Source organism: Ottowia massiliensis, assembly GCF_900240305.1.
Lineage (GTDB): Bacteria > Pseudomonadota > Gammaproteobacteria > Burkholderiales > Burkholderiaceae_C > Ottowia > Ottowia massiliensis.
In genome coordinates this window covers 2,256,295-2,278,219 of the sequence record NZ_LT964854.1, presented here as the reverse complement: position 1 = coordinate 2,278,219, position 21,925 = coordinate 2,256,295, and the positions used below count along the sequence as shown (strand labels likewise).

At 61.5% G+C, this 21,925-nt stretch carries 18 protein-coding genes; 11 read left to right on the top strand and 7 right to left on the bottom strand.

The window, feature by feature from the left end:
- Positions 1-95 precede the first annotated feature (95 nt).
- Entirely contained in the window at positions 96-1,610 is a 1,515-nt protein-coding gene (gene ubiD, locus C1720_RS10185) for a 4-hydroxy-3-polyprenylbenzoate decarboxylase (RefSeq protein WP_102284121.1), read from the bottom strand.
- A 226-nt stretch (positions 1,611-1,836) separates the two neighbouring features.
- On the opposite strand from ubiD, the gene C1720_RS10175 reads away from it, so the two are divergent.
- From C1720_RS10175 to C1720_RS10160, 5 genes are read left to right on the top strand one after another with little or no spacing between them, the layout of a single operon-like run.
- Positions 1,837-3,201, top strand: a complete 1,365-nt coding sequence (locus C1720_RS10175; protein WP_158241704.1) for a pesticin C-terminus-like muramidase — start codon at positions 1,837-1,839, stop codon at positions 3,199-3,201.
- Positions 3,198-3,887: a hypothetical protein gene (locus tag C1720_RS10170; RefSeq protein ID WP_102284118.1), complete on the top strand. Its 690-nt coding sequence runs from the start codon at positions 3,198-3,200 to the stop codon at positions 3,885-3,887. The genes C1720_RS10175 and C1720_RS10170 overlap by 4 nt, the downstream gene beginning before the upstream one ends.
- The gene (locus tag C1720_RS13165; RefSeq protein WP_146006979.1) at positions 3,888-4,154 is read left to right on the top strand and encodes a hypothetical protein; all 267 of its coding nucleotides are present in this window, start codon (positions 3,888-3,890) and stop codon (positions 4,152-4,154) included.
- On the top strand, positions 4,103-4,576 hold the full coding sequence (locus C1720_RS13160) for a hypothetical protein (RefSeq protein ID WP_146006978.1): 474 nt from the start codon (positions 4,103-4,105) through the stop codon (positions 4,574-4,576). The genes C1720_RS13165 and C1720_RS13160 overlap by 52 nt, the downstream gene beginning before the upstream one ends.
- On the top strand, positions 4,577-5,266 hold the full coding sequence (locus tag C1720_RS10160; RefSeq protein ID WP_102284116.1) for a hypothetical protein: 690 nt from the start codon (positions 4,577-4,579) through the stop codon (positions 5,264-5,266).
- Positions 5,267-5,658: 392 nt separating this feature from the next.
- On the opposite strand, the gene poxB is transcribed toward C1720_RS10160, so the two are convergent.
- Entirely contained in the window at positions 5,659-7,380 is a 1,722-nt protein-coding gene (gene poxB / locus C1720_RS10150; RefSeq protein WP_102284115.1) for a ubiquinone-dependent pyruvate dehydrogenase, read from the bottom strand.
- Positions 7,381-7,803: 423 nt separating this feature from the next.
- Between poxB and C1720_RS10145 the strand changes: the two genes are divergently transcribed.
- The gene (locus C1720_RS10145; RefSeq protein ID WP_102284114.1) at positions 7,804-8,088 is read left to right on the top strand and encodes a hypothetical protein; all 285 of its coding nucleotides are present in this window, start codon (positions 7,804-7,806) and stop codon (positions 8,086-8,088) included.
- A 203-nt stretch (positions 8,089-8,291) separates the two neighbouring features.
- Here C1720_RS10145 and C1720_RS10140 read toward each other — a convergent pair whose 3' ends face one another.
- The 3 genes from C1720_RS10140 to C1720_RS14025 all read right to left on the bottom strand — a co-directional run bounded on the left by C1720_RS10140 (position 8,292) and on the right by C1720_RS14025 (position 14,160).
- Positions 8,292-9,656: a sodium-dependent transporter gene (locus C1720_RS10140; protein WP_102284113.1), complete on the bottom strand. Its 1,365-nt coding sequence runs from the start codon at positions 9,654-9,656 to the stop codon at positions 8,292-8,294.
- Positions 9,657-9,715: 59 nt separating this feature from the next.
- On the bottom strand, positions 9,716-13,771 hold the full coding sequence (purL, locus tag C1720_RS10135) for a phosphoribosylformylglycinamidine synthase (RefSeq protein WP_102284112.1): 4,056 nt from the start codon (positions 13,769-13,771) through the stop codon (positions 9,716-9,718).
- A 215-nt stretch (positions 13,772-13,986) separates the two neighbouring features.
- On the bottom strand, positions 13,987-14,160 hold the full coding sequence (locus C1720_RS14025) for a hypothetical protein (RefSeq protein WP_199170992.1): 174 nt from the start codon (positions 14,158-14,160) through the stop codon (positions 13,987-13,989).
- 24 nt (positions 14,161-14,184) lie between these two features.
- Here C1720_RS14025 and C1720_RS13810 point away from each other — a divergent pair, with 24 nt between their 5' ends.
- The 5 genes from C1720_RS13810 to C1720_RS10115 all read left to right on the top strand — a co-directional run bounded on the left by C1720_RS13810 (position 14,185) and on the right by C1720_RS10115 (position 20,069).
- Positions 14,185-14,322 (top strand): hypothetical protein, encoded by a 138-nt coding sequence (locus C1720_RS13810; RefSeq protein WP_158241703.1) that lies wholly within the window; start codon positions 14,185-14,187, stop codon positions 14,320-14,322.
- 35 nt (positions 14,323-14,357) lie between these two features.
- The gene (locus C1720_RS10130) at positions 14,358-14,822 is read left to right on the top strand and encodes a lysozyme inhibitor LprI family protein (RefSeq protein ID WP_158241702.1); all 465 of its coding nucleotides are present in this window, start codon (positions 14,358-14,360) and stop codon (positions 14,820-14,822) included.
- 172 nt (positions 14,823-14,994) lie between these two features.
- Entirely contained in the window at positions 14,995-17,634 is a 2,640-nt protein-coding gene (locus C1720_RS14510) for a DNA translocase FtsK (RefSeq protein WP_158241701.1), read from the top strand.
- A gap of 349 nt (positions 17,635-17,983) precedes the next feature.
- Positions 17,984-19,165, top strand: coding sequence for a succinyl-diaminopimelate desuccinylase (gene dapE, locus C1720_RS10120; RefSeq protein WP_102284623.1), 1,182 nt, complete (start codon positions 17,984-17,986; stop codon positions 19,163-19,165).
- 187 nt (positions 19,166-19,352) lie between these two features.
- On the top strand, positions 19,353-20,069 hold the full coding sequence (locus C1720_RS10115; RefSeq protein WP_102284109.1) for a TIGR02117 family protein: 717 nt from the start codon (positions 19,353-19,355) through the stop codon (positions 20,067-20,069).
- A gap of 165 nt (positions 20,070-20,234) precedes the next feature.
- On the opposite strand, the gene C1720_RS10110 is transcribed toward C1720_RS10115, so the two are convergent.
- Both C1720_RS10110 and C1720_RS10105 read right to left on the bottom strand, forming a co-directional pair.
- A complete protein-coding gene (locus C1720_RS10110; protein WP_102284108.1) occupies positions 20,235-20,879 on the bottom strand; it encodes a hypothetical protein in 645 nt (214 codons plus the stop codon).
- A gap of 146 nt (positions 20,880-21,025) precedes the next feature.
- On the bottom strand, positions 21,026-21,913 hold the full coding sequence (locus C1720_RS10105) for a GTPase family protein (protein ID WP_102284107.1): 888 nt from the start codon (positions 21,911-21,913) through the stop codon (positions 21,026-21,028).
- Between the last annotated feature and the right edge of the window lie 12 nt (positions 21,914-21,925).

The window sequence follows — 21,925 nt, the reverse complement described above, 5'->3', positions numbered from 1 at the left end:
TATTCATAGCATGATGTCCTAGTAAAAACTGCGCGAGGCGGCTTTTTGACCCCCTTGAATTTGCTCCTCTTTTTGATACACAAGGCGGCGGGCGCTCAAAGCCCCAGCGTGTCGGCCAGCGCGTTCATGCGCTGCGTCACGTCTTCGTCCATGCGGATCACGCGGCCCCATTCGCGCTGCGTTTCGCCGGGCCATTTGCTGGTGGCGTCCAGCCCCATCTTGCTGCCCAGGCCCGCTACGGGGGAGGCAAAGTCCAGGTAGTCGATGGGCGTGTTTTCCATCAGCAGGGTGTCGCGCGCGGGGTCCATGCGGGTGGTGATGGCCCAGATCACGTCTTTCCAGTCGCGCGCGTTCACGTCTTCATCCACGACCACGATGAATTTGGTGTAGAGAAACTGCCGCAGATGGCTCCACACGCCCATCATCACGCGCCGCGCGTGGCCCGCGTAAGCCTTGCGGATGCGCACCACGGCCAGGCGGTAGCTGCACCCTTCGGGCGGCAGATAAAAGTCCAGGATTTCGGGAAACGCCTTTTGCAGCAGGGGCACGAACAGCTCATTGAGCACCAGGCCCAGCACGGCCGGCTCGTCCATCGGCTTGCCGGTGTAGGTGGAGTGGTAGATGGCGCCCTGCCGCAAGGTCACGCGGTCGATGGTGAGCACGGGGAATTCGGCCGTTTCGTTGTAGTAGCCGGTGTGGTCGCCATACGGCCCCTCGGTGGCGTGGCGCCAGCCGCTGGGGTGGCTGGCGTCGGGCTGGATGTGGCCTTCCAACACGATTTCGGCGTGCGCGGGCACTTGCAGCGGCACGCCCAGCGCGGGGGCCACTTCAGTGCGCGCGCCGCGCAGCAGGCCCGCGAATTGGTATTCCGACATGGCGTCCGGCACGGGCGTGACAGCGCCCAGCAGCGTGGCCGGATCGGCTCCAATGGCCACGGCCACCGCAAAAGGCTGGCCGGGCCGCTGCGCGCGGTGCTCGGCAAAGTCCAGCGCGCCGCCACGGTGCGCCAGCCAGCGCATGATGACTTCATTGCGGCCAATGACCTGCTGGCGGTAGATGCCCAGGTTCTGCCGCGCCTTGGCCGGCCCGCGCGTGATGGTCAGGCCCCAGGTGATGAGCGGCGCCACATCACCCGGCCAGCAGTGCTGCACGGGCAGGCGGGCCAGATCGACTTCATCGCCCTCCCACACCACTTGCTGGCACGGCGGCTGCCGCACGGTGGCCGGGGCCATGTGCCACAGCGTTTTGATCAGCGCGCGCTTGCCCCACAGCTCTTTCATGCCGCGCGGCGGCTCCGGTTCCTTCAGCGCGGCCAGCGCCTCGCCCAGCGCGCGCACTTCGCTCACATCCGCCAGCCCCATCGCCCGCGCCACGCGCTGCGGCGTGCCGAACAGGTTGCCCAGCACGGGCATGGCGTATTCGCGCCGCGCATCCGTATCGCCCGCCTTGCCCGCCGGCTTTTCAAACAGCAGCGCCGGGCCGCCCGCGCGCAGCACGCGGTCGCACAGCGCCGTCATTTCCAGATGCGGCGAAACCGGCTGGGCAATGCGGCGCAAATCGCCATCGGCTTCCAGCAGGGCCATGAAGGAGCGCAGGTCTTGGTAGTGCATGAAACAGGCAGAGAAAAACGGGCGGGAATTGTGCGCCTGGATACGCCCGGCATGGAGCGCCGGGGCGCTTGTTCGGCACGCTGGCGCTGCCTGATGGTTCACAGCAGTGAAAACCCCTATTTCAACCATGCGAGCGGCCATCACCCAGTAATCACCCTAGCTTGTTTTTACGTATGCCAAGGCGCACGATGCCGCCCATCTCAACCACTCCCAAGGAGTCCGCACCATGTCCAACGCCATACCGCACCTTCCTGCCGCGCCTGTCCTTCCGCCCGCAGCAGACGCGCCAGCCGCTCCGCCTGCCCCCGCGCAGCCTGCGGCCAGCAGCCCCGTGCCGCAGCCGCCTGCATCCGGCGGCAGCTCCCTGACTGAAATGGCGCTCAACCCCTGCGGCCAGCACAGCGCCAGCCCCCACGCGGCAGGCCAGGCCGCAGGCGCAGACCTCACACCCGCCCAGCAACAGGCCTGCAAGCACAACGAAAACCTCCGGCAACAACTGAACCCGCAGGACTGGTCACAAGTGCTCTACCAGATAGGCAAAAACACCAAGAAACTGGAAGGCGCCACCTTCAGCAAAGGCATCGTCACGCTCAAAGGCGACAAGGAGGCCCTGGCTGGCGCCGCCTATGACAAGGCGCTCAAGGAAAAACCCAAGGAAACGCCAAAAAATTACCTCAGGCTTTCCACCCACAACGTCGGCCCCAATCCGAACAGCCAATCCACCATGAGCGATGAAATGGCCCAGAAAATCAACAAGAAACACGGCGCCAACATCAACTTCGAACAAATATCCAACTATGAAGGCGGCCAGGCCCTGCGCGGTTATGTGCCCTGGTGGCCCATTATCAAGAGCATCAGCAAGAGTGGGGCCATCACGGTTTTGCTGAATTTTCAGAAAGACAAAAAAGGCGATTTCATTACCAAGGAGGATGGCACCAAGATACTGAATGGTTCCAGCCAGTCGGGCGTGACAATCGGCACAGGCGTGGATTTGGGACAGCAAAAGCCTGTTGCTTATAAAGAACGTCTGAAAGCCTTTGGCGTATCACAGGAATTGATTGACAAACTGGAACCCTATATGCACCTCAAGCGGGCGGAAGCGGGGGAATACCTGCTGGCGCATCCGCTGACTGTGACCAAAGAGGAGGCGGACTTGCTGGATGCCGAAATGAAAGACGATCATTTGAAAAATACCATCGCAGAATATGGCGACATCGTAAAAGATATCAAAAAGCACCGCACATTCAAGGAGCTTTCTTCGGCGGAACAAACCATTTTGTTTTCAAGGCATTATCAGGATGGCAACATCAAGAAAGGCGCTTCCAGAGAAATTGCTGAATTTCTGGCACAGGGTCTGGTACAAAACGCCCTTGATAAATTGAACACGAAGCATTACAGGGACGATTCACACAAAAATCGTATTCCTTTGGAGCATGCCGATTTGCAGGCCTGGTTCAATACCATTAATGCCGAGGAGTACAAGGTCAAGCAGGACGATGAAAAGGCTGCGCCAGCTTCCGCAGATCAACCGCCCGCGCAGCCGCAAACCCCCGCTCCTTCCGCGCATCCAGGCCGGAGGCACCGTAAATGATGCGCTGGAAACATCCAGCCTCATGGGCGCTGGCCATCGCCAGCGCCCTGATCATGGCTGCACCTGCCCGATGCGAGGAGTCTTCCCCTCCGTCTATCGAAGGCACTTATGTGCTGATTCAAAGCATCCCTGAAGTGAATATGGAAGCAAGGGAATTTACGAAAGATTTATTTTTTCCGCACCAGAAAATCTATTTCGCCGATTTAGGTGTAATGGAAGAGGAAGGATACGATGTTTTCCAGGGGCAGGATCAATTAATTCTGACCATCTATCCCCCTTTTCCAATCGCCATGTGCCGGCAGGAACGATGGAAATATGATTGCCAGAACAACGGCACCTACATTCCTTTCAAGCCGATAACGCAAGAAATGGGCGCAGAAGCAGAGGCCTTGTTCGATGATGAAATGAATCTTTTGGCTCCTTTGCTCAAGTCAATGGGAATCAAAGCACAGAAAAAGGATATATCAAGATATGTCATGACATTTTTCGACAAGTCTGGCAGCTATCTCATGTTCGCCATCGATAAAGACACTCTGGTCAATCGCACCATCCAGTACGATCCCAATGTGCCAGACGACGCAGATGCCTCCGAGCGGTTGATTACCACGCTCCAGATATTCAAGCGCATTCCGGATGATCCAAAGCCGCCTCAGAATAAATCATCTGCACCGCAAAAGGATGAATAAATGATCAGCTGGAAACATCCAGCCTCATGGGCGCTGGCAATCGCCAGCGCCCTGATCATGGCTGCACCTGCCCGATGCGAAGAATTCTCTCCCCCGCCGCTTGCCGGTAATTATGTGCTGGTTCAAAGCATTCCGGAAGTCAATATGGAAGCCAGGGAATTTTCGCAAGAGTTATTTTCCCCAAACCAAAAATTCGTCTTGGTTATCACGGTGTCATGGAAGAAGAAGGATACGATGTCTTTCAGGGACAAGAGGAATTCACGCTGACCTTCTATCCTCCATTTCCAATCGCCATGTGCCGACAGGAACGTTGGGGAGCCAGATGTCAGAACAACAACACCTATATTCCCTTCGAGCCAATAGAGCAAGGAATGGGCGTAAGAACAAGCACACCTCTTGACAATGAAATGGAAGACCTGGCTCCCGTATTAAAATCACGGAATTCAAAGACGGAACGAAAGGATATCATTCGATATGGAATGACTTTTTTTGACAAATCTGGCGGCTATCTCATGTTTGCCATCGATAAAGACACTCTGGTCAATCATGCTCCCCAGTACGATCCCAATGTGCCAGACGACGCAGACGCCTCCGAGTGGATGATTACCACGCTTCAGATATTCAAGCGCATTCCGGATGATCCAAAGCCGCCTCAGAATAAATCATCTGCACCGCAAAAGGATGAATAAATGATCAGCTGGAAACAGCCAGCCTCATGGGCGCTGGTCATCGCCAGCGCTCTGATCATGGCTGCACCTGCCCAATGCGAAGTATCTTCCCCTCCGTCTATCGAAGGCACTTATGTGCTGATTCAAAGCATCCCTGAAGTGAATATGGAAGCAAGGGAATTTACGAAAGATTTATTTTTCCCGCACCAGAAAATCCATTTCGCCGATTTAGGTGTAATGGAAGAGGAAGGATACGATGTTTTCCAGGGGCAGGATCAATTAATTCTGACCATCTATCCCCCTTTTCCAATGGCCATGTGCCGGCAGGAACGATGGAAATATGATTGCCAGAACAACGGCACCTATATCCCCTTCGAGCCAATAAAGCAAGAGATGGGCGCGAACGTTGATACGCCTCTTGATGACGAGATGGAAGACCTGGCTCCCGTATTAAAATCACGAAATTCAAAGACGAAACAAAAGGATATCATTCGATATGGAATGACTTTTTTTGATAAATCTGGTGGCTATCTCATGTTCGCCATCGATAAAGACACTCTGGTCAATCAGACTTTCCAGTACGATCCCAATGTGCCAGACAACGCAGACGCCTCCGAGCGGATGATTACCACGCTTCAGATATTCAAACGCATTCCGGATGATCCAAAGCCGCCCCAAAACAAATCGCCCGTCCCGTCAAAGGACGAATAATTGAATGGCTCGCGCGGCAGCGCGACGGCCAAGCATGCAGGTCTCGCCATAAATGCCCGCCATCGGCCCCAGAACCTGTTTGCAATCTGTCTGTGGTTGCGAAAAACGCAGACTCAGGCGGATGATGGGTCTTGCAATCCACCTCAATCCGCACTTCTGCCCCTCACGGCCAGATCATGAACTGATGCTCTTACGCCCGCCTGGGCGAAGATCCCGCGCTGGCCAGCTTTTTTCTGGCCGACCTGGAACAGGTGGGCAAGGTGCTGCAAGACCGCATACGGCGTAAAGAGGAAATCCTGTATCCGCTTTACGTGCCGTTCTTGTGACGGCAACGCGGCGCAAAGGCAGGCTGCCGCTGGGCGCCTGCCTTGGGGCAGTAGTGTCAGGCGGTGTCAGCGCAGCAGGTTGGTTTTGACGAGTTCCTTGATTTCGTCGCCTCGTCCGCTGAGGATGGCGCGCAGCATGAACAGGCTGAAGCCCTTGGCCTGTTCGGCCTTGATGACGGGGGGCATGGCCAGTTCTTGCTTGGCCGTGTGCACGTCCACCAGCACGGGGCCGGGGTGGGCGAAGGCTTCGCGCAGCGTTTCGGGCAGCGCGGCCGAGTCTTGCACGCGCCAGCTTTTGATGCCGATGGCTTGCGCCATGGCGGCAAAGTCGGGGTTTTGCAGGTCGGTGGCGTAGTCCAGGTAACCGGCGGCCTTCATTTCCATGGCCACGAAGCCGAGCGTGCCGTTGTTGAGCACCACCACTTTCACGGGCAGGCGCAGTTGCGCCAGCGAGAGCAGCTCGCCCATCATCATGGTGAAGCCGCCGTCGCCAGACAGCGAGATCACCTGCCGTTGCAAGCTGGCGGCTTGCGCGCCCATGGCTTGCAGCAGGGCGTTGGCCATGGAGCCGTGGTTGAAAGAGCCGAGCAGGCGGCGGCGGCCATTCATCTTCAGGTAGCGCGCGGCCCAGACGACGGGCGTGCCCACGTCGGCGGTGAATACGGCGTCGTCGGCCGCCGTTTCGCTGATCAGGCGGGCCAGGTATTGCGGGTGCACGGGGCGGCCGGCGGCCGATGGCTGGGCCAGATCGTCCAGCGCCTCGCGCGCCTTGGCGTAGTGGCGCAGAGCGTTGTCCAGAAAGCGGCGGTCGCTTTTTTCAGAGATGCGCGGCAGCAGCGCGCGCAAGGTTTCGCCCACGTCGGCGGCCAGCCCCAGCGCCAGCGGGGCGCGGCGGCCCAGCGCCTGCGGGTTGCGGTCCACTTGAAAGATGGCGGCGTCCTTCGGGTAGAAGGCGCGGTAGGGAAAGTCGGCGCCCAGCATCAGCACCGTGCTGCTGTTGAGCAGCGCGTGGTAGCCGGATGAAAAGCCGATCAGCCCCGTCATGCCCACGTCGCAAGGGTTGTCCCACTCCACGAATTCCTTGCCGCGCAAGGTGTGGACGATGGGCGCTTTCAGTTTGCTTGCCAGCGCCACCAGCTCGTCATGCGCGCCTGCGCAGCCGCTGCCGGCCAGGATGGTGAGCGCCTTGGCGTCTTGCAGACGGCGGGCCAGCTCGTCCACGTCCGCCTCGGCGGGCGCCAGGCGCGGCAGGCGCGGCGGCGCCCAGTGCGTGTGCGGCGCAGGCGCGGGCAGCAGGCTCACGTCGCCCGGCAGCACCAGCACGGCCACGCCCTGCTGGCCCACGGCGGCATTCAGCGCGCGGTGCAGCACTTCGGGCATTTGCGCGGGGTTGGTCACCAGCTCCGCAAACACGCTGCATTCACGAAACAGCTCTTGCGGATGCGTTTCCTGAAAGTAGCCCAGCCCGATTTCGGATGACGGAATGTGCGAGGCAATCGCCAGCACCGGCACATGGTTGCGCTGGCAGTCAAACAGCCCGTTGATCAAATGCAGGTTGCCCGGCCCGCAGCTGCCCGCGCACACGGCCAGCTGCCCCGTCAGGGCCGCTTCGGCGCCAGCGGCAAAAGCCGCCGCTTCTTCGTGGCGCACGTGCATCCACTCAATGCGCCCGTCCCGGCGCAGGCTGTCGTTGATGCCGTTGAGGCTGTCGCCCGTCACCCCCCACACGCGCTTGATGCCCGCGTTGGCAAGGGTCTGAACCAGCAAATCGGCGATGGTGAGGCTCATGGGAAAGTTCTCCAGTCAAGAAAATAGAACCGGCAGGGTAGAAAGCGCCCTGTGCCGTGTCAATCCATCAGCCCAGTTGCTGCACTGGCAGTGGTGGCATGCCCGCTTCCGTCCAGGCGCAGCCCGGATTGGGCGTATTGCGCCCTGTTTCCGGGGGCAAATTTGAGGCCCGAAAACGCCTCTACCACATAGCCTTACGGGACCTAAAGCTATTGGAAAAGTAGCGAAACAAGCCATGATTCGCGCGGTGTGAGCGGCTGCAAAACCAGTCTGCGGCCAGACTCCGGGCCTGTTCAAACCCTGTCCGGCCAATACTTTGATGTGGAAATTGGGGCGGCATCAGCACGAGAGCAGGAATTTCAGCCTGAAAATAAGCATCTCTATTCAGGATAAACGGGACACATATATTTTTTGGGAAATCTGATGATCAATATTAATACCATTGGCCCTGTCATGATTTTTATAATTGGCGCCATCATTTGCCTGGATAACATCAAGGTGCTATTCCGTTACTATGTTTATGGCATCACAGGCTCGACGGTGCCATTTATTGGCGGAGTGCTGCTGATGACAGGAGTTTGCCTCTTGCTGAATAAAAACCTGAATTACAAGACGGCGATTCTGCTATTTGATGTCACATTTATCTGTTGGCCACTGGCCATCATGAGAAACATTATTTTATGGCTGATGAAAAAGGGGGGCGCTTGAAAGTGCCCTTGCTTGGTCATGCTGATGCGCAAGCCAGCCGCAGCTTCAGCCTGGCATGTGCTGCTCTTTTTTCGAGAGCAAATTCAAGCCCCATAAAAATGCCTTTGTCGCACAGTTTTACGGGACTCTATGCTATCAAAAAAGCAGCGAAATAGACTATGACTTTCGGGGTGTGGCGGCTGCAAAACCGTTCCCAGACAGGCTCAGAGAAAGCTGGCAAAGATGACCACGATGATGACGGGCACCACGTATTTGACGTAGTTGAACCAGATTTTCGTGAACAGGGAATCGGGCGTGGGCGACAGCTCTTTTTTGGCCTCGTCCTTGAGCACGAAACCCACGAAAATGGCGCAGCCCAGCGCGGTGAGCATGAACAGGATGTTGCCGCTGACAAAATCAAAGGCATCGAAAATGCTTTTGCCGAAAATGGAGACGTCTTTCCAGAGGTTATCGCCCAGTATGGTGGGCACGTTGCCGAAAATGAAAATGCCGCCCATCGTCAGGGTAATGGCCCAGATGCGGCTCATTTTGAATTTTTCGTGCAGCACGGTCACGAGCACTTCATAAATGGTGATGGAAGTGGTCAGCGCCGCAATCAGCAGCAGGCCAAAGAAGATGATGGCGAAGAATTTGCCCGCCCACAAATGGGAAAAAACGATGGGCAGGCTCTGAAACACCAGCGTGGGGCCGGAATCGGGCGCAATGCCAAAGGAAAACAGCGAAGGAAAAATCATGAACCCGGCCAGCACGGCGATGGCGGTATTGACGATGCCGGTGAGCACGGCCGTGTGAATGAGGTTTTCTTCCTTGTTCAGGTAGCTGGAGAGCGTGATCAGCACGCCAAAGCCCAGGCTCAGCGCGAAAAAGACCTGCCCCAGCACATAAATGAACAATTGGGGCGTGATTTTGCTGAAATCAGGCTTGAGATAAAAAACAATGCCTTCCATCGCGCCCGGCAGGGTGATGTTGCGAATCACCATGCCGATGAGAAACAGAAACAGCAGCGGCATCAGGTATTTCACTGATTTTTCAATGCCTTCGATAATGCCCTTGGCAAGTATGTAGTAATTCACCATGACGAAGGCGAAGGTGTAGGCCATGATTTCCCACGGGCTGTTCGTCACGCTGCTTTCAAAGAAATTTTTCGCGGTTTCCCGGGTAATGGGCGCTGAAATGTCCAGCGCGCCGCTGGCAAGATGGACGATGTAGGAAATGACCCAGCCGCCCAGCACCATGTAATAGGCCATGATGCCGAATGCGCCCAGCAGGCCCAGGTAGCCAATGATTTTCCAGCCGGCAGGTATGTTTTTGCCTTGCGCCTGGCCGCCAAATGAATCCACCGAATTGACGTGCAGGCGGCGGCCAATGACGTTTTCCACCAGGATCATGGGAATGCCGATGAGAAACATGGCCAGGCAAAACACCAGCACATAAGCGCCGCCGCCGTTTTGCCCCACAAGGTAGGGAAAGCGCCAGGTGGCGCCAAAGCCGACGGTGGCGCCCGCCACGGTCAGCACGTAGGTGAGGCGGTTGGACCAGGTTTGGCGTTCTTTTTTTTCGGTGCTCATGGGGTTTCAGCGGAAAAAGGTTTTTGAATCGGTGCGGATGCGGCAGGCCAAAGGCGGGGTCAGCCCACCCATTTGCGGGCGTTGCGCCACATCTGCATCCAGGGGCTGGGGGCGGATGGGTCCAGGGGCGTCCAGCTCATCTGGATGTTGCGGCTCACGCGCTCGGGGTGCGGCATCATGGCCGTGAAGCGCCCGTCGGGCGTGGTCACGGCGGTCAGCCCGCCGGGGCTGCCGTTAGGGTTGCAGGGGTAGGTTTCGGTGGGCTGGCCTGCGTGGTCCACGTAGCGCATGGCGGCGATGGCCTGGGCGGCGTTGCCGCGCGCGCTGAAGTTGGCAAAGCCCTCGCCGTGGGAGACGGCGATGGGCAGGCGGCTGCCCGCCATGCCCGCGAAAAACAGGCTGGGCGAGGCCAGCACTTCCACCAGGCTCAGGCGCGCTTCAAAGCGCTCGCTGCGGTTGGTGGTAAAGCGCGGCCAGTTTTCAGCGCCGGGGATGATGCCGGCCAGCTCGGCGAACATCTGGCAGCCGTTGCACACGCCCAGGCCGAAGGTGTCGCTGCGGCCAAAGAAGGCGCGGAACTGCCCGGCCAGCGCGGGGCTGAAGGTGATGGAGCGCGCCCAGCCGATGCCCGCGCCCAGGGTGTCGCCATAGCTGAAGCCGCCGCAAGCGACCAGGCCCCTGAAATCGTCCAGCCGCGCGCGGCCCGCGTGCAAATCGCTCATGTGCACGTCCACGGCTTCAAAGCCGGCAGCGTCAAACACCCAGGCCATTTCGCGGTGGCTGTTCACGCCCTGCTCGCGCAAGATGGCGACTTTGGGGCGGGCCAGCGCCAGGGCGGGGGCGGCAGGCGCTGGCTGCATCGCTTGCGCCAGGGCTTGGTCCAAACCTTCGCTCAAGTGCACGTGCAGGCCGCCGTCGCCGGGCGCGCCAGCGGCGGCGTGCTCGGCGTCGGCGCATTCGGGGTTGTCGCGCTCGCGGGCGATCTTCCAGCTCACGCTGTCCCATACCTGCTGCAAGTCGCGCAGGCTGGCGGAGAAGACTTCTTTCGTGTCGCGCCAGATGCTGATGCGGCCTTTGCCCACGTCCAGCGGGGCGCTGTCGGGGCGGGTTTTGCCGATGAAATGGCTGTGGCGGCTCAGGCCGTGCGCGCGCAAGGTTTGCATGACGGCGTCGCGCCCGGCGGTGCGCACTTGCAGCACCACGCCCAGCTCTTCATTGAAAAGGGCGCGCAAGGTGAGTTCTTCGCGGCGGGCGCCGATTTGCTGCGCCCAGTTTTTGGCGTCGCCCGCGTCCATGCGGCTGTCGGCAATGCCGTCGCCTTCGGTCACGAGCATGTCCACGTTCAGGGCCACGCCCACCTGGCCGGCAAAGGCCATTTCGCACACGGCGGCCAGCAGCCCGCCGTCGCTGCGGTCGTGGTAGGCCAGTATCTGGCCGCTGGCGCGCAGTTCGTTGATGGCGGCGGCCAGGCGCACCAGGTCTTGCGCGTCGTCCAGGTCGGGCACGTCGCCGCCGCCTTGCGCCAGCGTTTGCGCCAGGATGGAGCCGCCCATGCGGCATTGGCCCCGGCCCAGGTCGATGAGAACAAGCGTCGTGTCGGCCTCGTCGCGGTTCAGCTGCGGGGTGAGCGTGCCGCGCACGTCATCCACGCTGGCAAAGGCGCTGATGACCAGGCTGACGGGCGAGACCACCTTGTGCGCCGCGCCGCCGACATCCGTCCACTGCGCGCGCATGGACAGGCTGTCTTTGCCCACGGGAATGGAAACGCCCAGCGCCGGGCACAGCTCCAGCCCCACGGCTTTGACGGTGGCGTACAGCGCCGCGTCTTCGCCCGGCTCGCCGCAGGCGGCCATCCAGTTGGCGCTCAGCTTCACACGCGGCAGCTCTATGGGCGCGGCCAGCAAGTTGGTGAGGGCCTCGGCCACGGCCATGCGGCCTGAGGCGGGGGCGTTGAGCGCAGCCAGCGGCGTGCGCTCGCCCACACTCATGGCCTCGCCCGCAAAGCCGTCCAAGTCGGCCAGCGTCACGGCGCAGTCGGCCACGGGCACTTGCCACGGCCCCACCATCTGGTCGCGGTGCGTGAGGCCGCCTACCGTGCGGTCGCCAATGGTGATGAGAAAGCGCTTGCTCGCCACCGTGGGGTGCGCCAGCACCTGGATGACGGCGTTTTGCAGCGTCACGCCCGTTACGTCCAGCGCGGCGCTCGTGCGCGGCACGCTGCGCACGTCGCGCTTCATGCGCGGGGGCTTGCCCAGCAGCACATCGAGCGGCATGTCCACAGGGCTTTGCGCGCCGGCATCCGTCACCTGCAACTGGCGCTCCTGCGTGGCCTGGCCCACCACGGCAAAGGGCGCGCGCTCGCGCTGGCAGATTTGCTCAAAAAGCGGCAGCGACTCGGGCGCAATGGCCAGCACGTAGCGCTCCTGGCTCTCGTTGCACCAAATCTCTTTGGGCGCCAGGCCGCTTTCTTCCAGCGGCACGGCGCGCAAGTCAAAGTGCGCGCCACGGCCTGCATCGTTCACCAGCTCGGGGAAAGCGTTGGAGAGGCCGCCTGCGCCCACGTCGTGAATGGCCAGAATGGGATTGGCCTCGCCCAGCGACTGGCAGGCGCTGATCACTTCCTGCGCGCGGCGCTGCATTTCGGGGTTGCCGCGCTGCACCGAGTCAAAGTCCAGATGCGCCGCGTTGGCCCCGCCCGCCAGCGAACTGGCCGCGCCGCCGCCCATGCCGATGCGCATGCCCGGCCCGCCCAGCTGCACCAGCAGCGCGCCGGGGGCAAATTCGGTCTTGCGCGTCAGCCGCGCGTCAATGCTGCCCACGCCGCCAGCCAGCATGATGGGCTTGTGATAGCCGCGCTGCACGCCGCCTATCCACTGCTCGTATTCGCGAAAGTAGCCCGCCAGATTGGGGCGGCCAAACTCGTTGTTGAACGCCGCGCCGCCCAGCGGCCCTTCCGTCATCACCTGCAAGGGGCTGGCCATGTGCTCCGGCTTGCCGCCCGGCGCGTCGGCCAGGCCGCCCCAGAGCTTGCTGACGGAAAAGCCCGTCAGGCCCGCCTTCGGCGTTGCGCCCCGGCCCGTGGCCCCCTCATCGCGAATTTCGCCGCCCGCGCCCGTGGCCGCGCCCGCGAAAGGGCTGATGGCCGTGGGGTGGTTGTGCGTTTCCACCTTCATCAGCACATGCCGCAGCTCGCTTCTCTTTTGATAGCTGCCCGCGCCCATTCCACCAGGACTTGGGGCCGGTTTCATGCCTGAATTCGCGCCCGAGCAGGCATCCAGAGCCGCAACCACCGGCCCGAACGCCTGCACTTCGTGCCCGGCCATCACCGCCGCGTTGTCGCTGTAGGCCACCACCGTATGCGCGGGCTGCTGCTGGTGCGTGTGGCGAATCATGGCGAACAGGCTCTGCGGCTGCGCCACGCCGTCAATCACGAACTCGGCATTGAAAATCTTGTGGCGGCAATGCTCGCTGTTGGCCTGCGCGAACATCATCAGCTCCACATCCGTGGGATTGCGCCCCAGCTTGACGAAAGCTTCGGCCAGGTAATCCATTTCATCGCCGCTCAGCGCCAGCCCCCATTGGTCATTGGCCCGCTCCAGCGCCGCGCGCCCGCCCGCCAGCACATCCACATGCGCCATCGGCTCCGGCGGCAGGCTCTCGAACAGCGCGCGCGCCGCCTGCACGCCGGGCAGCACGCTCTCGGTCATGCGGTCATGCAGCAGCGCCGCCGCTGCCTCGCGCTCGCTGCCGGCCAGCGCACCGCGCAAGCGCCACTGCGTCACCCGCTCGATGCGCCGCACCGGCAAGCCGCAGTTGCGCGCAATGTCCGTGGCCTTGCTCGCCCACGGCGACACCGTGCCCAGCCGGGGCGAGACAACGATTTCCGCGCCTGCAGCATCCGCCCCATCCGCTGCCGGCTCGCCATACGTCAGCAGCGCCCGCAGCCGCTCCAGCACAGGCTCGCCGGGCGCTGCGTCAAACGCCGCCACATGAACAAACCGCGCCTGCACGCCCGCCACCCCTTTTGCCACCGCCTGCAAGCGCGGCAGCAACTGCCGCGCGCGGAACTCGCTCAGGGCATTGCCGCCCTCGAAAAAATGAATGTGCTCGGTCATGGGAAAAGGAGAGAAAGGGCGCAAGGCTGAAAAAAGGCGGGAATTTTAGGCAGCGGATCCGCCCGTCACGGCCTGCCTGGCGCGCCCCGCCCCATGCCCGCAAGCGAAAACCCGCTCATGTCCTGGCCGCAAACGGCACGCAAGAGCGAAGCGAGAGAGCGGAAAAAAGCGGGCAAAGCAGACTGTATTCGCTCCTCTATCCATAGCATGATGTCCTAGAAGAATGTGCGCAAAACGGCTTTTCCACCCTCTGTATTCGCTCCTGTTTTGATAATTCTGATGCCCCTTGCAGCACGGGCAAGTGCCCCTTGCGCCGCCCTGCCCATGAAAACAGCCGCCGGATTTTGATTGCGGCGCACGCCAGCAAAGGCTGAAAACGCTGAATCCATTCAGCATTCAAGCAGATTACCTGAATGAATACGGAAAATACCGGCGCGAATGGAGCAATATGCGGCCGAATTAAAAAAGAAGTGTCTGAAATCCTTTGCCTGGCGCAATCGCTGAACATGACGGCTTCTGATTTCAGGCTGCTCTGCGCCGTTGCCTTATAACCATGCTTTTTCGATCTTCTGAAAGGAATCAAGCCATGCCCCATTTCGCCTGTGCAACCCGCGCAATATCAAAAGTAGGGGCCAGAGCAGGCCGCCTGCTGGCCTGCCTGGGCCTGGCCGCATCCGCCCTGCTGGCTACGCCCCTGTGGGCGGCGGGCGGCTCGTGCAACCCGGAAGGCACGCAAGCCGAACTCAATGCCTGTGCCGTGCAGACACTGGAGCGGGCGGATGCGGAACTCAATGAGACTTACGGACGCATCCGGGAAGCGAACCGTGACGACAAAGTGCGGCTGCGGCAGCTTCAGGCAGCGCAACAGCTGTGGCTCCAGCAGCGCGATGCGGATTTGAAGGCGCTTTTTTCGCTGGCGCTCAATGAAAACCCGCAGGCGAAATATGGATCGGTCTATTTCATGGAATACGCCTATGCCAAAGCCCGAATGACCGAAGACCGCGCGCGCTGGCTGCGCACGGAGTTTCTGGAAAACGCGAACAAGCCCTGAAGACTTGCTTATTGCCTGGAACCACAGGCGCGGCCAGGTTTTGCGCTTGTCCGCTTTGCGTTTATTTCCGCCTGGCCAGAGGCCCGGCAAGTGTCGGCAGCGCTGCTGAAGGCGGTTTGCCATGCGGCCCTGGCAGGCTGCGGTAAGCTTGCCCGATACTGTTTTTTTGAACATGGCTTATTCCCTCAAAACCCTGGATTCCCCTGCGGGCAGGCCGCCGGCCACGCTGACGCGCGTCTCGCAAGAGCTGCTGCTGCTGGCGGGCGCGGTGGCGCTGGCGTTTGCCGTTCTCGCGCTCACAACCTACTCGCCGCAAGATGCCGCCTGGTCCACTTCCGGCGCGGGCGGCCCGGTGCGCAACGCGGGCGGCAAGCTGGGCGCGTGGCTGGCTGATCTGTCTTACGTGCTGCTGGGCTTTTCTGCCTGGTGGTGCGTGGCCGCTGGCTTGCGCGCCTGGCTGAGCGGCGTGGCAGCGTGGATGCGCGGCGCGCCCCAGCCCGCGCCGGCGCGCGGCTTTTGGCGGCGCTTGCTGCCGCGCCGCGTGGGCTTTTGGCTGGGGCTGGGGCTGCTGCTGCTGGCCAGCTCGTGCCTGGAGTGGATGCGTCTTTATCAGTGGGATGGCCTGCTGCCCGGCAAGGCGGGCGGCGCGCTGGGCGCGCTGGGCGGGCCGCTGGCCACGCAATGGCTGGGGCCTGTCGGCTCCACTTTGCTGGGCGTGGCGGGCGTCATGGTGGGCGCGGCCTTGGCGCTGGACTTTTCATGGGGCCGCATGGCCGAGCGGGTGGGCGCGCTGGTCTGCGCCCTGGGCCGCGCCTTTGGCTCCCATCTTGCCCGGCTGCAAGACGGCTACGTGGGCTACCGCGCCGCCCGCCAGCGGCACGATTTGCACAAGACCGCCGACGTTCCCCCCGCCGCCGACGCGCCGCCCCCGGCCGCGCAAGCGCCCGCCGCGCGGCGCGTGGAGCCGCAGGTCATTGAACTGCCCGCCGCCACGCCCGCTCCGGCCTCTGCCGCCGCGCCTGCTGAAAGCGCCATCTTGCGCGACGCCGCCGGGCCGGTTGAAACCGTGGAGCCGCGCCCTGCGCGCGAGTCCCGCGAAGCCACGCCTGAGCGCGACACTTTTGCCGCCTTTGCCGCCCGGCACGAACCCACGCTGGACGATCTTCCGCCCTTCGATCCCGACGAGCCGCCAGGCCCTGCCCTGGCCGATGCCTTCGCCGTCCGCCCGGCGGGGCCTGCCATCACGGCGCCCGCTCCCTTGCAGCCCAGCGAGCGCGTGGCCAAAGAGCGCCAGAAACCCCTGTTCGCCGACATTCCCGACAGCCCCCTGCCGCAGGTGAGCCTGCTTGACGTCGCCCCCGTGCAAAGCGAGAGCATGGGCGCCGACGCGCTGGAGATGACCAGCCGCCTGATCGAGAAAAAGCTCAAGGACTTTGGCGTGCAGGTGCACGTGGTGCATGCCTCGCCCGGCCCCGTCATCACCCGCTACGAGATTGAACCGGCCACCGGCGTCAAGGGCGCGCAAGTCGTCAATCTCGCCAAAGACCTGGCCCGCAGCCTCAGCCTCGTTTCCATCCGCGTCGTTGAAACCATTCCCGGCAAGAACTACATGGCCCTGGAGCTGCCCAACGCCAAGCGCCAGACCATCCACCTCTCCGAAATCCTCGGCTCGCAGGTCTATCACGAAGCCAAAAGCCTGCTGACCGTCGGCCTGGGCAAAGACATCATCGGCAACCCCGTCGTGGCCGATCTGGCAAAGATGCCCCACGTGCTGGTCGCCGGCACCACCGGCTCGGGCAAGTCCGTCGGCATCAACGCCATGATCCTCAGCCTGCTCTACAAGGCCGAACCCAAAGACGTGCGCCTGCTCATGGTCGATCCCAAGATGCTGGAAATGAGCGTCTATGAAGGCATTCCGCATCTGCTCTGCCCCGTGGTCACCGACATGAAGCAGGCCGCCCACGGCCTGAACTGGTGCGTGGCCGAAATGGAGCGCCGCTACAAGCTCATGAGCAAGGCCGGCGTGCGCAATCTGGCCGGCTTCAACAAAAAAATCGACGAAGCCCGCGCGCAGGGCCAGTTCATCTACAACCCCTTCAGCCTCACCCCCGACGACCCGGAGCCGCTGGAGCGCCTGCCCCACATCGTCGTCGTCATTGACGAGCTGGCCGACCTCATGATGGTCGTGGGCAAGAAAATTGAAGAACTCATCGCCCGCCTGGCGCAAAAGGCGCGCGCCGCCGGCATTCACCTCATCCTGGCCACCCAGCGCCCCAGCGTGGACGTCATCACCGGCCTCATCAAGGCCAACATCCCCACGCGCATCGCCTTTCAGGTCAGCAGCAAGATCGACAGCCGCACCATCCTGGACCAGATGGGCGCCGAAACCCTGCTCGGCATGGGCGACATGCTCTACCTGCCCGCCGGCGTGGGCCTGCCCCAGCGCGTGCACGGCGCCTTCGTCAGCGACGACGAAGTGCACCGCGTCGTCGAATACCTCAAATCCCAGGGCGAGCCGAACTACATCGAAGGCGTGCTCGAAGGCGGCGTGGCCGATGGCGAAGACAGCGGCGGCAGCGCCTCCTACAGCGGCGAAGGCTTTGGCGGCGGCGACGAGCAAGACGTCATGTACGACCGCGCCGTCGAATTCGTCCTCACCCAGCGCAAGGCCACCATCTCCGCCCTGCAACGCGCCCTGCGCATCGGCTATGGCCGCTCCGCCCGCCTGCTTGACTCCATGGAAGCGGCGGGCCTGGTCAGCCCCATGGACGAGCGCAACAACCGCACCATCCTCTCGCCCCCGCGCGACTGAGGCCGCCCGCGCCGCGCCAGCCCCCTGCTCATGGCCCGGCTGCGGGCAGCCCAAAAAGCGGAACAGCCCGGCAAAGCTCAAGCAGCGGGCGAAAAAGCCCAATACGCCACTTCATTTCGCTCCTCTATTCATAGCATGATGCCCTGGTGGAAACAGCGCGAAATGCCTTTTCAGCCCCTTTCAATTTGCTCCTCTTGTTGATAACCCCGCCGCGCCCTCCAACACCTGCGGGCGGCTTGCAGGCGGGTCTTCAGCGCCGGGCCGCCGCCAGCGCTCCCCACCCTTTCCTCCGCCCTTTCCCCGCTCTTTCCTCCACCCCTTGCCAAGCCACTCGCGCCACAACCCCGCCATGACCGCCCTGCCCTCCTCACCCACCCTGCTGCTGGCCCAGGCCCTGCTCGCGCGCCCCTCCGTCACGCCCGATGACGCGGGCTGCATGGACCTCATCCGCCAGCGCATCGAACCGCTGGGCTTTGTCTGCGAAGACATGAGCAGCGGCCCCGCCAGCGCGCGCGTGCGCAACCTCTGGGCCAGGCGCGCCGCCGCCCTGCCCGCAGGCACGCTGGTTTTTGCGGGCCACACCGACGTGGTGCCCCCCGGCCCGCCCGGGCGCTGGAGCAGCCCGCCTTTCGAGCCGCAAGTGCGCGGCGGCAAGCTCTACGCCCGGGGCGCGAGCGACATGAAAAGCTCCATCGCCGCCTTCATCGTCGCCGCCGAAGAATTTTTCCGGGCACAGCCGCAAGCGCCGCTGAACGTGGCCCTGCTGCTCACCAGCGACGAAGAAGGCCCCGCCACCGACGGCACCGTGGCCGCCTGCCGCCAGCTTCAGGCGCGCGGCGAGCGGCTCGACTGGTGCATCGTGGGCGAACCCACCGCTGTGCAACGCACGGGCGACATGATCAAAAACGGCCGCCGGGGTTCTCTTTCCGGGCGCCTGACCGTGCGCGGCGTGCAAGGCCACGTCGCCTACCCCCACCTGGCCCGCAACCCCCTGCACGAGCTGGCCCCCGCCCTGGCCGAGCTGGCCGCCACGCAGTGGGACGCAGGCAACGACAGCTTTCCCCCCACCACCTGGCAAGTGAGCAACCTGCACGCCGGCACGGGCGCCACCAACGTCATCCCCGGCGAAGCCGTCATGGACTTCAACTTCCGCTTCTGCACCGAATCCACGCCCGAGAGCCTTCAGCAGCGCCTGCAAGCCGTGCTGCACAAGCACGGGCTGAACTTCTCCATTGAATGGACTTTGAGCGGCCAGCCTTTCCTCACCCGCCCCGGCCCGCTGGTCGATGCCGCCCGCGCCGCCATCCACGCCGAAACCGGCCTGCAAACCGAACTCTCCACCAGCGGCGGTACCAGCGACGGCCGCTTCATCGCCCGCATCTGCCCCCAGGTCATCGAACTCGGCCCGCCCAACGCCACCATTCACCAAATCGACGAACACATCGCCCTGGCCGATCTGGAGCCGCTCAAGAACATCTACCGCCGCATGCTGGAACACCTCGCCCGCCAGCCCGCCCCGGCGCAGGGCTAGCCCCAGACAGGGCCTGCCGCCGCCTTGTCATCTTTGCTATTTTTCGCTCCTTGATTGATAGCAAGATGTCCTAGTCAAACCTGCGCAAGGCGGCGTTTGGAACCCTTGAATTTGCTCCTCTTTCTGACAAACCCCGGCCCAGCGCCACGAGCCGCGCCGCCCTCGCCAGCGCGCCCGCCCGCCGCCCATGACCCGCCGCCTGCCGCGCCCCGCCCGCCTGCTTCTTCGCGCCGCCTGTACTCTTCTCGCGCTGGCGCTGCTGTACCTGCTGGCCGCCGCCGCGCTGGGCTGCGTGCGCCTGAACACCGCCCGCCCGCCTGTGGCTGAAAGCCGTATCACTATCTACCTTCTCAGCAACGGCCTGCACACTGACATCGTCATGCCTTTGAGCAACGAATGGTTGGACTGGCGCAGCCTGCTCGGCCCGCAAAGCGCTTCTTTGGCCGCCACCCACATCGCCATCGGCTGGGGCGAACGCGCCTTCTATCTGGAAACCCCCACCTGGGCGCAAGCGCGCGCCAGCACCTCACTCAAGGCCATCAGCGGCCTGGGCCGCGCCACCTTGCACATCACCTACCTGCCGCACGCCCCGCCCGCCACCGCGCACAGCCCGGCCCTGCCAATCACCCCCGCCGAATATCTGAAACTGGCGCAAGGCATCCGCCCCTACTTCCAGACCGCCTCCAATGGCCTGGCCCGCCCCATCTCCGCCAGCGCCTATGGCGAAACCGACGCTTTTTACGAAGCCCACGGCCGCTACAGCCTCTTGAGCACCTGCAACACCTGGACCAACGCCCGCCTGCGCCAGGCCGGCCTGCCCGCCGTGGCCTGGACCCCCTTCGCCCAGCCGCTGCTGCAAGCGTGGCGGGCGGCGCGGGCAGATGCCGCCACGGTAAACCGATGAATGCCGCAAGGCGGACAGCAGAAAAAAAGAGCCATTCAGGCTCCCCAAAGCTGCATCCGTTACAGAAAACCCGAAAAACCCGCCATCAGATATGCCATCAGGCTGATGATGGAATTTCCAGGCCGCATCGCCCGGCGGCCTGCGGGCCTATCCATGCCTGTTTCCTCATTCAGGCTTCAGTTCGATATCAAGGGTTTGCGGGTCATCCTCGATTTCAAGCTTGAAAAGTTCATTGGCCTTCTCGCCAATATTTTTGGTCATGTAACCCGTCCAGGTCGCCATGGCTGCCGCACCCACGAAAGGAAGCCATTTGCTGACAGTTGATTTAATCACCTGCTGCGTCACCCTGCCGCCCAGCATGGCGATAATCTTTTGAATAACCTGCAAGGATGCGCGCCTGACCAATATCTTTCCGCCATGAATGGTCAAAAGACTTCCGGCGCTGCTGCCCATGGCGGTGAGAAAAATGCCAATCAGCAACTCCTTGGTCAATTGCGCCTGCTTGCCATTGGCCACGCCAATGTCATAAACCATCTGAATCTGGTTGCGAATCACCAGCGTCAGCTCGGGAATAACGGCAGCCATGCCCCAGGGGCCGGGAATCAGGCTCGCGCCGCCCGAAATGGCCGCATTATTCCGGGTGTAACTTGATATCAGGCCGGAGACGCTATCGAGCTGCGGAAGGTTACTGGGGTTTTTCCTGTAATAATCAGACCGGTTTTCAATGACGTAATCAAAAGCGGAATTGATGGCAGAATGCAGGGCGCCGCTATCGCCTGATTCTTCGGAACGAGGGGTTTCATTGCTCATGGCTTGTTTTTCCTTTGGAATACCAGGTAGATGGAATTGATTGAATGCCGCGCCTGATGACTTCAGACTGGCGGCAGATTTTTCAGGCCGCGATATTTTACGGCCTGAAAGTGCGTAAACGCATGTCGCTTAATTTGGGATAATGCTCAACGGAGCCAACTAAAGATAGCGTCTTTTATTCCTTTTACTGTTTTCACGGCTGTTTCAACCACGACATCTCTTGCGAATTCTTTTACGGAATCCCATGCGTCTCCGGCAAATTCTTTCACACTTTCCCAGACGCCTTTTTCTGCTGCGACCCGCGTGGCTTCGCTAACGTTTTCTTCTTTCGCTTCCCGCGCAACGGAAAATTTCTTCTGCTTGGGCAGCACCTCCACAATTTTGTCAACAATATCCTGTAAATTGTATTGCTCTTCTGCTGCAACAGCCACTATCAATCCAGCATGCACTTTGAAACGAGCAGAAATATCATTGATTTTTGCAGTAATATTCTGCCGCTGCGTTTCTCCGGGTTTTCTGTTTTCCCGATCCCATTCGCGGCTGGGATTAATCTTGTCCACTTGCGTAATAACAAAAACAATAGACGGCACGTTTTTTCCAGGTTTCACAATCCGTTGATATGCCTCCAGGCCGGAAGCATAAGTGCGATCATCCGCTTTGATCGCCCAGATAATCAAATCCAGATTGGGGGCAAGGCTCTCATAAAGCGCCATATACTCCTCATGCCTGGCCGGGTCTTCGCCAATACCCGGCAAATCAACCAGAATCAGTCCTCCGCCAGATTCATTGTTTCCAATCAGGATTTCCTGTGGTTCACGAGTGCATGCTTCCACATCGCTGATGGCAGCCACATCCCTGCCAAACAGCGCATTGCACAGGCTTGATTTGCCTACGCCAGAATTTCCAAAAACGCCTACCTTTGGCGTATAACTTCTAATCTCGCGTATCTTCTCGCGTATTTTTAACTTGATCTCCTCCTTGCTGAGGCCTCGCGAATCCAGCCTATGTTCTATTTGATTATTTTGTGAAGTCATATGACTCTCCTT